The organism is Streptococcus sp. 4094, assembly GCF_013277125.1.
In the GTDB taxonomy this organism is placed as follows: domain Bacteria; phylum Bacillota; class Bacilli; order Lactobacillales; family Streptococcaceae; genus Streptococcus.
The window spans coordinates 59,668-72,934 of sequence record NZ_VMMI01000011.1 but is presented as its reverse complement, the minus strand read 5'-3'; the positions used below and the strand labels follow the sequence as shown (position 1 = coordinate 72,934).

Here is a 13,267-nt window from a genome sequence, read left to right as displayed (position 1 = left end):
TTTATACTCTTCGAAAATNNTAGCTTCCTAGTTTGCTCTTTGATTTTCATTGAGTACTATACTATTTCAAGGAGGAAGAATGAAAAGTTCATCATTTAAAGTAATAGAGACAGGATTTTCTTTTAGAAAGTCGGTTAAAAAGGTTGTTCCTTTTTTAGTAGTAGGATTGATGCTAGCAGCGGGTGATAGTGTCTATGCCTATTCTGGCGGAAATGGATCGATTGCGCGTGGGGATGATTATCCTGTTTATTATAAAAATGGGAGCCAGGAGATTGATCAGTGGCGCATGTATTCTCGTCAGTGTACTTCTTTTGCAGCCTTTCGTTTGAGTAATGTCAATGGTTTTGAGATTCCAAGGGCTTATGGAAATGCGAATGAATGGGGCTATCGTGCTCGTCGTGAAGGCTATCGTGTAGATAATACACCGACGATTGGCTCCATTGCTTGGTCTACTGCAGGAACTTATGGGCATGTTGCCTGGGTGTCAAATGTAATGGGAGATCAGATTGAGATCGAGGAATATAACTATGGTTATACAGAAGCCTATAATAAACGAAGTATAAAAGCAAATACGATGACAGGATTTATTCATTTTAAAGATTTGGCTGGGGGTAATATAGTAAGTAGTGGCAAAGTATTCAATAGTCAACCTTCTTCTACAGGAGGAACTCATTATTTTAAGAATAAGGCAGCCATAAAAAATCAACCTTTAGTTAGTGCAACTTCAATTGCATATTATTCTTCAGGTGAGAGTGTTCATTATGATCAGGTACTTGAAAAAGATGGGTACAAGTGGTTGAGTTATATATCTTATAACGGAAGCTATCGTTATGTTCAATTGGAGGCTGTGAATAAAAATCCTCTAGGTAATTCTGTTCTTTCTTCAACAGGAGGAACACATTATTTCAAGTTTAAGTCTGCTATCAAAAATCAGCCACTAGCTAGCGCAACTGCGATTGATTACTATTATCCTGGGGAGAAGGTTCATTATGATCAAATTCTCGAAAAAGATGGATACAAGTGGTTGAGTTATACAGCTTATAACGGAAGTCGTCGCTATATACAGCTAGAGGGAGTGACTTCTTCACAAAATTATCAGAACCAATCAGGAAACATCTCTAGCTATGGATCCAATAGTAGTTCAACTGTTGGTTGGAAGAAAATAAATGGTAGTTGGTATCATTTCAAATCAAATGGCTCTAAATCAACAGGCTGGTTGAAGGATGGTTCTAGTTGGTATTATTTGAAATCATCTGGTGAAATGCAGACAGGCTGGTTAAAGGAAAATGGCTCGTGGTATTATCTGGATAGTTCAGGGGCAATGAAAACAGGCTGGTATCAAGTTTCTGGTAAGTGGTATTATTCTTACTCTTCAGGTGTCTTAGCTGTTAATACGACGGTGGATGGCTACAGAGTAAACAGTGATGGAGAACGAGTATAGAAAATTGGAGTAGGAAATTTTTCCTGCTCTTTTCTGTAAGCAGTTTCCTTGACATTTTTTGTATTTTGCGCTATCATATATCTATATAATATATGGGAGTCTGTGTACAGTCTGAGAGGAAGTGTTAAACTTCGACCGCACCTGATCTGGGTAATGCCAGCGTAGGGAACGATACTTAGTCTATTCTTGACCTTTTCCATATATGGCAAAGGTTTTTCTTTTTGTCAAAGGAAAACGAGAAGAGGAGGTTTTTATGAAAGCAAGCATTGCCTTGCAAGTTTTACCCCTAGCGCAGGGGATTGATCGGATAGCTGTTATCGATCAGGTCATTGCTTATCTGCAAGTTCAAGAAGTGACGATGGTGGTGACACCATTTGAAACGGTCTTGGAAGGGGAGTTTGATGAGCTCATGCGTATTCTCAAAGAAGCGCTGGAAGTGGCAGGGCAGGAGGCAGATAATGTCTTTGCCAATGTCAAAATAAATGTAGGAGAGATTTTAAGTATTGATGAGAAACTTGAAAAGTATACTGAGACGACACATTAGTCTATTGGGCTTTCTGGGAGTCTTGTCAATCTGGCAGTTAGCAGGTTTTCTTAAACTTCTCCCCAAGTTTATCCTGCCGACACCTTTTGAAATTCTCCAGTCCTTTGTTCGTGACAGAGAATTTCTCTGGCACCATAGCTGGGCGACCTTGAGAGTGGCTTTATTGGGACTGATTTTGGGAGTCTTGATTGCCTGTCTCATGGCTGTACTTATGGATAGTTTAACTTGGCTCAATGACCTGATTTACCCTATGATGGTGGTTGTTCAGACCATTCCGACCATTGCCATAGCTCCTATCTTGGTCTTGTGGCTAGGTTATGGGATTCTGCCCAAGATTGTCTTGATTATTTTGACGACAACCTTTCCTATCATCGTCAGTATTTTGGACGGTTTTAGGCATTGCGACAAGGATATGCTGACCTTGTTTAGTCTGATGCGGGCCAAACCTTGGCAAATCCTGTGGCATTTTAAAATTCCAGTCAGTCTGCCTTACTTTTATGCAGGTCTGAGGGTCAGTGTCTCCTACGCCTTTATCACAACAGTGGTATCTGAGTGGTTAGGAGGCTTTGAGGGTCTTGGTGTTTATATGATTCAGTCCAAAAAACTGTTTCAGTATGATACCATGTTCGCTATTATTATTCTGGTATCGATTATCAGCCTTTTGGGTATGAAGCTGGTCGATATTAGTGAAAAATATGTTATTAAATGGAAACGTTCGTAGAATTAGAATGTTTCAAAAAAAGAAAAGAGGAAATTAGAATGAAGAAAACATGGAAAGTGTTTTTAACGCTTGTGACAGTTCTTGTAGCTGTTGTGCTTGTGGCCTGTGGTCAAGGAACTGCTTCTAAGGACAACAAAGAGGCAGAACTCAAGAAAATCGACTTTATCCTAGACTGGACACCAAATACCAACCACACAGGGCTTTATGTTGCCAAGGAAAAAGGTTATTTCAAAGAAGCTGGAGTGGATGTTGATTTGAAATTGCCACCAGAAGAAAGTTCTTCTGACTTGGTTATCAATGGTAAGGCACCATTTGCAGTGTATTTCCAAGACTACATGGCTAAGAAGTTAGAAAAAGGGGCAGGAATTACTGCCGTTGCAGCTATTGTTGAACACAATACATCAGGAATCATCTCACGTAAATCTGACAATGTTACCAGTCCAAAAGACTTGGTTGGGAAGAAATACGGAACTTGGAATGACCCAACTGAACTTGCTATGTTGAAAACCTTAGTAGAATCTCAAGGTGGAGACTTTGAAAAAGTTGAAAAAGTACCAAACAACGACTCAAACTCAATCACACCGATTGCCAATGGCGTCTTTGATGCTGCTTGGATCTACTATGGATGGGACGGAATTCTTGCTAAATCTCAAGGTGTAGATGCTAATTTCATGTACTTGAAAGACTACGTTAAAGAATTTGACTACTATTCACCAGTTATCATCGCAAACAACGACTATCTGAAAGACAATAAAGAAGAAGCTCGTAAAGTCATCCAAGCTATCAAAAAAGGTTACCAATATGCTATGGAGCATCCAGAAGAAGCAGCTGATATCCTCATCAAAAATGCACCTGAACTCAAGGAAAAACGTGACTTTGTCATCGAATCTCAAAAATACTTGTCAAAAGAATACGCAAGCGACAAGGAAAAATGGGGTCAATTTGATGCAGCTCGCTGGAATGCCTTCTACAAATGGGATAAAGAAAATGGTATCCTTAAAGAAGACTTGACAGACAAAGGCTTCACCAACGAATTTGTGAAATAATGACAGAGATTAGACTAGAACACGTCAGTTATGCCTATGGTCAAGAGAGGATTTTAGAGGACATTAACCTGCAGGTGACTTCAGGAGAAGTGGTTTCTATCTTAGGCCCAAGTGGTGTTGGTAAGACTACGCTTTTCAACTTAATTGCGGGGATTTTAGAAGTTCAGTCAGGGAGAATTGTCCTTGATGGTGAAGAAAATCCCAAGGGGCGCGTGAGTTATATGTTGCAAAAGGACTTGCTCTTGGAGCACAAGACGGTGCTTGGTAATATCATTTTGCCCCTCTTGATTCAAAAAGTGGATAAGGCGGAATCTATTGCCCGAGCGGATGACATTCTTGCGACCTTCCAGTTGACAGCTGTACGAGACAAGTATCCCCATGAACTTAGCGGAGGGATGCGTCAGCGTGTGGCCTTGCTTCGAACTTACCTTTTCGGGCACAAGCTCTTTCTCTTAGATGAGGCCTTTAGCGCCTTGGATGAGATGACCAAGATGGAACTCCACGCTTGGTACCTTGAGATTCACAAACAGTTGCAGCTGACAACATTGATTATTACTCATAGTATAGAGGAGGCCCTTAATCTCAGCGACCGCATCTATATCTTGAAAAATCGCCCTGGGCAGATTGTTTCAGAAATTAAACTAGATTGGTCTGAAGATGAGGACAAGGAAGTCCAAAAGATTACCTACAAACGTCAAATCTTAGCAGAATTAGGCTTAGAATAAGTAGAAAAATAGGGAGTTGGTGAAGATTATCCTTTACTAGCGCCCTTTTTCTTTTAAAAATGAGAAAATTTCGGTATAATAGTCAAAGATAGTCAAGGTTTAAAGAGAGAGGTGGGTTTGTAATGAGATTTAAAAATACATCGGATCATATTGAGGCCTACATCAAGGCGATTTTAGATCAATCTGGAATTGTGGAGTTGCAACGGAGTCAGTTGGCGGATACTTTTCAGGTTGTTCCTAGTCAGATTAATTATGTGATCAAGACACGCTTTACGGAAAGTAGAGGCTACTTGGTTGAAAGTAAGCGTGGTGGTGGAGGCTATATTCGGATAGGACGGATTGAGTTTTCGAGTCATCATGAAATGCTCAGGGAGCTGCTTTACTCAATTGGTGAGCGAGTTAGTCAAGAAATTTATGAGGATATTCTGCAGCTTTTGGTTGAGCAGGAATTGATGACCAAGCAGGAGATGAATTTGCTGATGGCAGTAGCTTTGGATCGCGTTCTAGGAGAAGAAGCTCCAGTCCGTCGAGCTAATATGCTACGACAGGTCATACAAGAGATAGATAGAAAAGGGAAGTAAGATGAACTATTCAAAAGCATTGAATGAATGTATCGACAGTGCCTACATGGTTGCTGGCCATTTTGGAGCTCGTTACCTAGAGTCTTGGCACTTGTTGATTGCCATGTCCAATCACAGTTATAGTGTGGCAGGGGCGACTTTAAATGATTATCCATATGAGATGGACCGTTTAGAAGAAGTCGCTTTGGAACTGACTGAAACGGACTATAGCCAGGATGAAACTTTTACGGAGTTGCCGTTCTCCCATCGTTTGCAGGTTCTTTTTGATGAAGCAGAGTATGTAGCGTCAGTGGTCCATGCTAAGGTGCTAGGGACGGAGCACGTCCTTTATGCGATTTTGCATGATGGAAATGCCTTGGCGACTCGTATCTTGGAGAGGGCTGGTTTTTCTTATGAAGACAAGAAAGATCAGGTCAAGATTGCTGCCCTACGTCGAAATCTAGAAGAACGTGCAGGTTGGACTCGTGAAGACCTCAAGGCTTTACGCCAACGCCATCGTACAGTAGCTGATAAGCAAAATTCTATGGCTAATATGATGGGCATGCCACAGACTCCGAGTGGTGGTCTCGAGGATTATACGCATGATTTGACAGAGCAAGCGCGTTCTGGCAAGTTAGAACCAGTCATCGGTCGAGACAAAGAAATATCCCGTATGATTCAAATCTTAAGCCGTAAGACTAAGAATAATCCTGTCTTGGTTGGGGATGCTGGTGTCGGGAAAACTGCTCTGGCGCTTGGTCTTGCCCAGCGTATTGCTAGTGGGGATGTGCCTACGGAAATGGCTAAGATGCGCGTGTTAGAGCTTGATTTGATGAATGTCGTTGCAGGGACACGTTTCCGTGGTGACTTTGAAGAACGCATGAACAATATCATCAAGGATATTGAAGAAGATGGCCAAGTCATCCTCTTTATCGATGAACTCCACACCATCATGGGTTCTGGTAGCGGTATTGATTCAACTTTGGATGCGGCCAATATCTTGAAACCAGCCTTGGCGCGTGGAACTTTGAGAACGGTTGGTGCGACCACTCAGGAAGAATACCAAAAACACATCGAAAAAGATGCGGCCCTTTCTCGTCGATTCGCTAAAGTAACGATTGAAGAACCAAGTGTTGCAGACAGCATGACCATTTTGCAAGGTTTGAAGGCGACTTATGAGAAACATCACCGTGTGCAAATCACAGATGAAGCGGTTGAAATAGCGGTTAAGATGGCTCATCGTTACTTAACCAGTCGCCATTTGCCAGACTCTGCTATCGATCTCTTGGATGAGGCAGCAGCAACAGTGCAAAATAAATCAAAGCATGTAAAAGCAGACGATTCTGACTTGAGTCCAGCTGACAAGGCCTTGATGGATGGCAAGTGGAAACAGGCAGCCCAGCTAATCGCAAAAGAAGAGGAAGTACCTGTCTATAAAGACTTGGTGACAGAGTCTGATATTTTGACCACCTTGAGTCGTTTATCAGGTATTCCAGTCCAAAAACTGACCCAAACGGACGCTAAAAAATACTTGAATCTGGAAGCTGAACTGCACAAACGTGTTATCGGTCAAGATCAAGCTGTTTCAAGCATTAGCCGTGCGATTCGCCGCAACCAGTCAGGGATTCGCAGTCACAAGCGTCCGATTGGTTCCTTTATGTTCCTAGGACCGACAGGTGTCGGTAAGACCGAATTGGCCAAGGCTCTGGCAGAAGTCCTCTTTGATGACGAATCAGCTCTTATCCGTTTTGATATGAGTGAGTATATGGAGAAATTCGCAGCCAGCCGTCTCAATGGCGCTCCTCCGGGCTATGTGGGCTACGAAGAAGGTGGAGAGTTGACCGAGAAGGTTCGCAACAAACCCTATTCCGTTCTCCTCTTTGACGAGGTAGAGAAGGCCCACCCAGATATCTTTAATGTTCTCTTGCAGGTTTTGGACGATGGTGTTTTGACCGATAGCAAGGGACGCAAGGTTGATTTTTCAAATACCATTATCATCATGACGTCAAATCTTGGTGCGACAGCCCTTCGTGATGACAAGACTGTCGGATTTGGGTCTAAGGATATTCGTTTTGATCAGGGAAATATGGAAAAACGCATGTTCGAAGAGCTGAAAAAGGCTTATAGACCTGAGTTTATCAACCGTATTGATGAAAAGGTGGTCTTCCATAGCCTGTCTAGCGAACATATGCAGGAAGTGGTGAAGATTATGGTCAAACCTTTAGTGGCAAGTTTGGCTGAAAAAGGCATTGACTTGAAATTACAAGCTTCCGCACTGAAATTGTTGGCCAATCAAGGATATGACCCAGAGATGGGAGCTCGTCCACTTCGCAGAACCCTACAAACAGAAGTGGAAGACAAGTTGGCAGAACTTCTTCTTAAGGGAGATTTGGTGGCAGGCAGCACACTTAAGATTGGTGTCAAAGCAGGCCAGTTAAAATTTGATATTGTATAAAAGAATAAAAGTATCAGCATCTGACCATAAGTCACAGTGGAGTGATACTCAATGAAAATCAAAGAGCAAACTAGGAAGCTAGCCGCAGGTTGCTCAAAACACTGTTTTGAGGTTGCAGATAGAGATGACGTGGTTTGAAGAGATTTTCGAAGAGTATGAAACTAAAACCTATAGCTTCTAAAGGATCCGTGGTTTTCACTATTCAACCCAAAATTCATATGTTTATTACCCTCCATCGCATTTGTCTTAGAGCGTGTGTAGTAGAAAAAGAGCAGTATTATCTGAAATTTTTATCTTTTCAAAAGAGACCTGTTTCTTTTTTGCCTATTAAATCCGTTCTAGCTGGTATTTGAAAAATCAAACTAAGCTGCAAGATGAATGATTTTCTTGTATTGACGTTGTTGTTGACAAAAAAAGTAGCGGATAAATGAAATCCATTCCATTATCATAGATGATAGGCTGGTAGGAAATTTTCAAATAGCATACAGGAAATAGATGTGTAGAGTTCTGGTAGTAGAAAGGGAGAGAGATGAACATTTTAGTTGTAGATGACGAGGAAATGATTAGAGAAGGAATTGCAGCATTTTTGACAGAAGAGGGTTATCATGTCATTATGGCTAAGGATGGACAAGAGGCCTTGGAAAAATTTCAAGATCTCCCTATCCATCTCATGGTACTGGATTTAATGATGCCTAGGAAGAGTGGTTTTGAAGTGTTAAAAGAAATCAATCAAGAGCACGATATTCCTGTCATCGTCTTGAGTGCTCTGGGAGATGAAACTACTCAGTCACAGGTATTTGATCTCTATGCTGATGATCATGTGACAAAGCCTTTTTCTTTGGTACTGCTTGCCAAGCGTATTAAAGCTCTTATCAGACGTTACTACGTCATAGAGGATCTTTGGCAATATCAGGATGCAACAGTGGATTTTACCTCTTACAAAGCACATTATAAAAATGAAGAAATTGATCTCAAGCCAAAGGAATTATTGGTACTAAAGTGTTTGATTCAGCATAAAAATCAAGTTTTAAGTAGAGAGCAGATATTGGAAGAAATTTCAAAAGATGTAGCTGATTTACCTTGTGATAGGGTCGTTGATGTCTATATTCGTACTCTTCGCAAAAAATTGGCTTTAGATTGCATTGTGACTGTGAAAAATGTTGGGTATAAGATTAGCTTATGATAAAAAATCCTAAATTATTAACCAAGTCTTTTTTAAGAAGTTTTGCAATTCTAGGTGGTGTTGGTCTAGTCATTCATATAGCTATTTATTTGACCTTTCCTTTTTATTATATTCAATTGGAGGGGGAAAAGTTTAATGAGAGTGCAAGAGTGTTTACGGAGTATTTAAAGACTAAGACAGCTGATGAAATTCCAAGCTTACTCCAGTCTTATTCAAAGTCCTTGACTATATCTGCTCACCTTAAAAGAGATATCTTGGATAAGCGGCTCCCTCTTGTGCATGACTTAGATATTAAAGATGGAGAGCTATCAAATTATATCGTGATGTTAGATATGCCTGTTAGTACAGCAGATGGTAAACAGGTAACGGTGCAGTTTGTGCAGGGAGTGGATATCTACAAAGAAGCAAAGAATATTTTGCTTTTGTATCTCCCCTATACATTTTTGGTTACAATTGCTTTTTCCTTTGTGTTTTCTTATTTTTATACGAAACGCTTGCTCAATCCTCTTTTTTACATTTCAGAAGTGACTAGTAAGATGCAAGATTTGGATGATAATATTCGTTTTGATGAAAGCAGAAAAGATGAAGTTGGTGAAGTTGGAAAACAGATTAATGGTGTGTATGAGCACTTGTTGAAGGTTATTCATGAGTTGGAAAATCGTAATGAGCAAATTGTAAAATTGCAAAATCAAAAGGTTTCCTTTGTCCGTGGAGCATCACATGAATTAAAGACACCTCTAGCTACTCTCAGGATTATCTTAGAAAATATGCAATACAATGTGGGGGATTATAAAGATCATCCTAAGTATCTTGAAAAGAGTATTGATAAAATCGATCAGATGAGTTTCTTGCTAGAGGAAGTGTTGGAATCTTCTAAATTTCAAGAATGGACAGAGTGCAGTGAGATTTTAATGGTAAATACCGTTTTGACAGATGTTTTGTCTCGATATCAGGAATTGGCATTTTCTAAAAATCTTGTGATTGATAATCAGTTGACTACTGATACAAAAGTAAGGATGAGCTTGAAGGCTTTGGATAAAGTCTTGACAAATCTTATCAGTAATGCTATCAAGTACTCAGATCAATCTGGCATTGTGACTATTTCTGAGCAAGATGGTTATCTTTCTATTAGGAATACATGTGCTCCGTTGAATCAGGAAGAGTTAGAACATTTATTTGATATTTTTTACCATTCACAAATTGTAACAGATAGAGAAACAGGATCAGGATTGGGTCTTTATATTGTTAAGAATATCTTAGAGAGTCATCGTATGTCCTATAGTTTCTTGCCTTATGAACAAGGGATGGAATTTAAAATCTGCTTGTTACCAGATAGTTAGCTTTAGTAAGACTCTTTTCTTACTTGAGGATAATTTAAGGAAGCATAGTTTGAATGGTAGTGATAGAGTAAATCAAAGAACGGAATCAGTTTTCGTTCTTTTTCTTTTTCAATTCATATTGGGTTAACATAGAGATGTTACAGTAGTGGTAAAGAAAGGGGATCGTGATGATAGCAATAATCATTATCTGTGTATTTTTAATTCGCTTGTTGTTCCTAAAGAAATCAATTGAAAATGAAAAACGGCTTCGTAGGGATGGTGGGCGAGAATTTGGCATTAAAAATACCAAACGTCTTACCTTGGTTCATATTGTTTTTTATCTGGCTTGTTTTATGGAAGCCCTAGTCTATCGACCGTCTTTCAATATGATGAGTATTGTGGGTTTGGTGCTCCTGATATTTTCTATGTTGATGTTGCTACTTGTTATTCATCTGCTTGGGGATATTTGGACAGTCAAGTTGATGTTAGCACCGAATCATAAGTTTGTGGATCATGTCTTATTTAGGACAGTAAAACATCCCAATTACTTTTTAAATATCCTTCCTGAGTTGATTGGCTTGACCTTGCTGAGTCATGCCTATATGACTTTTGTTTTAGTTTTTCCAGTTTATGCAGTTATTTTGTATCGACGAATAGCTGAAGAGGAAAAGTTATTACATGAAGTTATAATTCCAAATGGAAGCATAAAGAGATAAATACAAGATTCAATTCATATACAGTTCATATTGAAATGATATAGTAGTGTTAAGAAAAATATTGGAGGAAATAATTATGTTTGCATCAAAAAGTGAGAGAAAAGTACGTTATTCAATTCGTAAATTTAGTGTTGGAGTAGCTAGTGTAGTGGTTGCTAGTCTGTTCTTAGGAGGAGTAGTCCATGCACAAGGGGTTGGAGGTGGAAATAACCCCATGGTTACATCTAGTGGGGAAGATAGGTTGAAGGAATATAGACAGCAGTTGATAAAAGAGTTGGAAGAGACGGATTTATCTAGTAGTCGAAAAACTTATTACCAAAAACAAATTGAAACAGAGACAGATGCTTCAAAGTTGACGGAACTAGGGAATAATTTTCATAATGAAAGTCGGATAGATCATGATCAAGCTGTTGACCAAGCTAGCACTAGTTTGTCTATGTATATGACTAACCTTCTAAATGAATTAGATAGTTCTGCTTCTGGATTTGAAGGGGTTCTCAAGCAAGCTATGGAAATTGTAAAAGAGTATCAACGTAAATTTGGTGAAGATCACAATAGAAAAGAAATAGAGCAACTGCAACAAGAGGGGCAAACGAAGCTAGATAAATTGGTAGGGGACTTTAAGAATAGTTTATCAAATCAACAAAGTAAACCATCAGGAAATTCTAATTCTTCTAATGGTAGAGGTGATACGACTAAGCCTGCGAATCAAGGATTAGATTCTGATTCACCTTCTGGAAAAGAACATAATAATCCAACTCCACCAAAAGTAGAAAATCAAGGAGGAAATATAGTTTCTACTGAAAAAACTACGGAGACAAATCTTAAAGAAGCTAAAGAAACAGCTAAAACAACTTTGGATAATTATATGCTTACTCGTTTAAAACGGGAAAATGGAGGAGCTTTTTGGTTTGGAGAACTTTTAAAAGAATCCAAAGAATCTGTAGAGAAGTATAAAAAGATGTTTGATGAGGCTTCGAGTAAAGAAAGAGTGGAGACCTTGGTGAAAGAAGCTGAACAGGAGATAGAAGCTCTAGTCGTTAAACATAAGGGACGAGAAATCGGCTTAGAGCGAAATAAGGCAAAGGAAGAGGTCACTAAACATCTAACAGGTTTATTGGATGACATCAAGAAAAATTTAGAAAAAGAGCAACATATCAATACTGTAGAGCTAATTAAAAAGCTAAAAGATATTGAAAAAACGTATTTGCATAAATTAGATGAATCAACCCAAAAAGCCCAACTACAGAATCTGGTTACAGAAAGTCAATCAAAACTAGATGAAGCTTTGTCTAACTTTAAAAAGGGCTTATCTTCTTCGTCAAATTCAGGATCTTCCACTAAACCAGAAACTCCAGAAAAACCAGAGCAACCTACTCCAAGCAAACCTGCGGAAAAAGAGCAGAACCCATCAGGATCCACTGCAGGAAGTCACTCCGGTTCCACCAGCTCTTCAGGAAGTTCTAGTGCTTCCACTAAACCAAAATCTCCAGAAAAACCAGAGCGACCTGCTCCAAGCAAGCCTGCGGAAAAGGAGCAGAACCCATCAGGTTCAACCACAGGAAGTCACTCCGGTTCCACCAGCTCTTCAGGAAGTTCTAGTGCTTCCACTAAACCAAAATCTCCAGAAAAACCAGAGCGACCTGCTCCAAGCAAACCTGCGGAAAAAGAGCAGAACCCATCAGGATCCACTGCAGGAAGTCACTCCGGTTCCACCAGCTCTTCAGGAAGTTCTAGTGCTTCCACTAAACCAAAATCTCCAGAAAAACCAGAGGAACCTACTCCAAGTAAACCATCAGGAAACGAGACAAATTCTTCATCTCCTACCAGATCTAACAGTATTTCTCCTACTCTCTCATCTCAACCGACATCTACTGTTCAAAAGGTATTTACAACTCAAAATGGAAATACCAAGATTACTGTTATGTTTGAAACTGCTACAGAAGCAGATTCTGTCAATCTTAAAGAGGTAACAACAAAAGAAATGATTGATAATATTACCCGTCAAACAGGGCAAGGAACAGTGCGCGTATTTGATATTTCCCTTTCAAAAGATGGGAAAGAAACCCATGTGAAGGGAGAGAGAGTAGTTCGTCTTGCAATTGGTAATATTGATTCTGAGATTCAAGTTTACCATGTGAAAGAAAACGGAGAGTTGGAGTTGCTCCCATCAACAGTTGAAAATGGACAAGTCGTTTTCAAAACGAGTCATTTCAGCTTATTTGCGATTAAAACACTTCCTAAAAAACAAATGGTTGCCGAGCCAGAGGCAAATAGGGAAGGAAAAACTCAATCTGATGATAAGGAAATGGTTCTTCTTGCTGATAAAGCAAATCAAATGAGTGAAAATCGTTCAAATTCAGATAAAAAAGATAAGCAAGCACTCCCATCAACTGGAACAATGTCAACGTTGCTTATGGAATTCTTAGGTCTGATATCTCTAGTAGGTGTTTATCTATTAAAAGGAAAAGAGACGGAGAATGACTAATTTCATATAGATATTGCTTGCCTATATAAATCAAAAACCCGTAACATTTAAGAGAGTTACGGGTTTTAA

Annotated in this window: 11 protein-coding genes and 1 riboswitch; all 11 genes read left to right on the top strand. The window is 39.5% G+C overall.

Going from position 1 to position 13,267, the window contains the following annotated elements:
- The first annotated feature begins 79 nt into the window (after positions 1–79).
- Entirely contained in the window at positions 80–1,441 is a 1,362-nt protein-coding gene (gene cbpD, locus HT721_RS03515) for a choline binding-anchored murein hydrolase CbpD (RefSeq protein ID WP_173228944.1), read from the top strand.
- A gap of 82 nt (positions 1,442–1,523) precedes the next feature.
- A riboswitch (TPP riboswitch) is annotated at positions 1,524–1,626 on the top strand.
- 68 nt (positions 1,627–1,694) lie between these two features.
- Positions 1,695–1,985, top strand: coding sequence for a thiamine-binding protein (locus HT721_RS03510; RefSeq protein WP_000647665.1), 291 nt, complete (start codon positions 1,695–1,697; stop codon positions 1,983–1,985).
- Positions 1,948–2,706, top strand: coding sequence for an ABC transporter permease (locus HT721_RS03505; RefSeq protein ID WP_001245124.1), 759 nt, complete (start codon positions 1,948–1,950; stop codon positions 2,704–2,706). Before HT721_RS03510 ends, HT721_RS03505 begins: the two co-directional genes overlap by 38 nt.
- A 38-nt stretch (positions 2,707–2,744) precedes the next feature.
- A complete protein-coding gene (locus HT721_RS03500) occupies positions 2,745–3,752 on the top strand; it encodes an ABC transporter substrate-binding protein (protein ID WP_173228942.1) in 1,008 nt (335 codons plus the stop codon).
- Positions 3,752–4,477: an ABC transporter ATP-binding protein gene (locus HT721_RS03495; RefSeq protein ID WP_000136228.1), complete on the top strand. Its 726-nt coding sequence runs from the start codon at positions 3,752–3,754 to the stop codon at positions 4,475–4,477. Before HT721_RS03500 ends, HT721_RS03495 begins: the two co-directional genes overlap by 1 nt.
- 122 nt (positions 4,478–4,599) lie before the next feature.
- Positions 4,600–5,058 carry a CtsR family transcriptional regulator gene (locus HT721_RS03490; RefSeq protein WP_173228940.1) on the top strand — a complete coding sequence of 153 codons (459 nt, stop codon included), beginning with the start codon at positions 4,600–4,602 and terminating at the stop codon, positions 5,056–5,058.
- Between the two features lies 1 nt (position 5,059).
- Positions 5,060–7,492: an ATP-dependent Clp protease ATP-binding subunit gene (locus HT721_RS03485; RefSeq protein WP_173228938.1), complete on the top strand. Its 2,433-nt coding sequence runs from the start codon at positions 5,060–5,062 to the stop codon at positions 7,490–7,492.
- 529 nt (positions 7,493–8,021) lie between these two features.
- Positions 8,022–8,675: a two-component system response regulator RR06 gene (gene rr06, locus HT721_RS03480; protein WP_173212913.1), complete on the top strand. Its 654-nt coding sequence runs from the start codon at positions 8,022–8,024 to the stop codon at positions 8,673–8,675.
- Positions 8,672–10,015 (top strand): HAMP domain-containing sensor histidine kinase, encoded by a 1,344-nt coding sequence (locus HT721_RS03475; RefSeq protein WP_173212911.1) that lies wholly within the window; start codon positions 8,672–8,674, stop codon positions 10,013–10,015. Before rr06 ends, HT721_RS03475 begins: the two co-directional genes overlap by 4 nt.
- 167 nt (positions 10,016–10,182) lie before the next feature.
- A complete protein-coding gene (locus tag HT721_RS03470) occupies positions 10,183–10,710 on the top strand; it encodes an isoprenylcysteine carboxyl methyltransferase family protein (RefSeq protein ID WP_173228936.1) in 528 nt (175 codons plus the stop codon).
- 76 nt (positions 10,711–10,786) lie between these two features.
- The gene (locus HT721_RS03465) at positions 10,787–13,198 is read left to right on the top strand and encodes an RICH domain-containing protein (RefSeq protein WP_173228970.1); all 2,412 of its coding nucleotides are present in this window, start codon (positions 10,787–10,789) and stop codon (positions 13,196–13,198) included.
- Positions 13,199–13,267: the final 69 nt, after the last annotated feature.

Bases quoted from the DNA above. Each gene is read 5' to 3' on its own strand.
- cbpD (WP_173228944.1), top strand. From the start codon at position 80: ATGAAAAGTTCATCATTTAAAGTAATAGAGACAGGATTTTCTTTTAGA.
- HT721_RS03510 (WP_000647665.1), top strand. From the start codon at position 1,695: ATGAAAGCAAGCATTGCCTTGCAAGTTTTACCCCTAGCGCAGGGGATT.
- HT721_RS03505 (WP_001245124.1), top strand. From the start codon at position 1,948: ATGAGAAACTTGAAAAGTATACTGAGACGACACATTAGTCTATTGGGC.
- HT721_RS03500 (WP_173228942.1), top strand. From the start codon at position 2,745: ATGAAGAAAACATGGAAAGTGTTTTTAACGCTTGTGACAGTTCTTGTA.
- HT721_RS03495 (WP_000136228.1), top strand. From the start codon at position 3,752: ATGACAGAGATTAGACTAGAACACGTCAGTTATGCCTATGGTCAAGAG.
- HT721_RS03490 (WP_173228940.1), top strand. From the start codon at position 4,600: ATGAGATTTAAAAATACATCGGATCATATTGAGGCCTACATCAAGGCG.
- HT721_RS03485 (WP_173228938.1), top strand. From the start codon at position 5,060: ATGAACTATTCAAAAGCATTGAATGAATGTATCGACAGTGCCTACATG.
- rr06 (WP_173212913.1), top strand. From the start codon at position 8,022: ATGAACATTTTAGTTGTAGATGACGAGGAAATGATTAGAGAAGGAATT.
- HT721_RS03475 (WP_173212911.1), top strand. From the start codon at position 8,672: ATGATAAAAAATCCTAAATTATTAACCAAGTCTTTTTTAAGAAGTTTT.
- HT721_RS03470 (WP_173228936.1), top strand. From the start codon at position 10,183: ATGATAGCAATAATCATTATCTGTGTATTTTTAATTCGCTTGTTGTTC.
- HT721_RS03465 (WP_173228970.1), top strand. From the start codon at position 10,787: ATGTTTGCATCAAAAAGTGAGAGAAAAGTACGTTATTCAATTCGTAAA.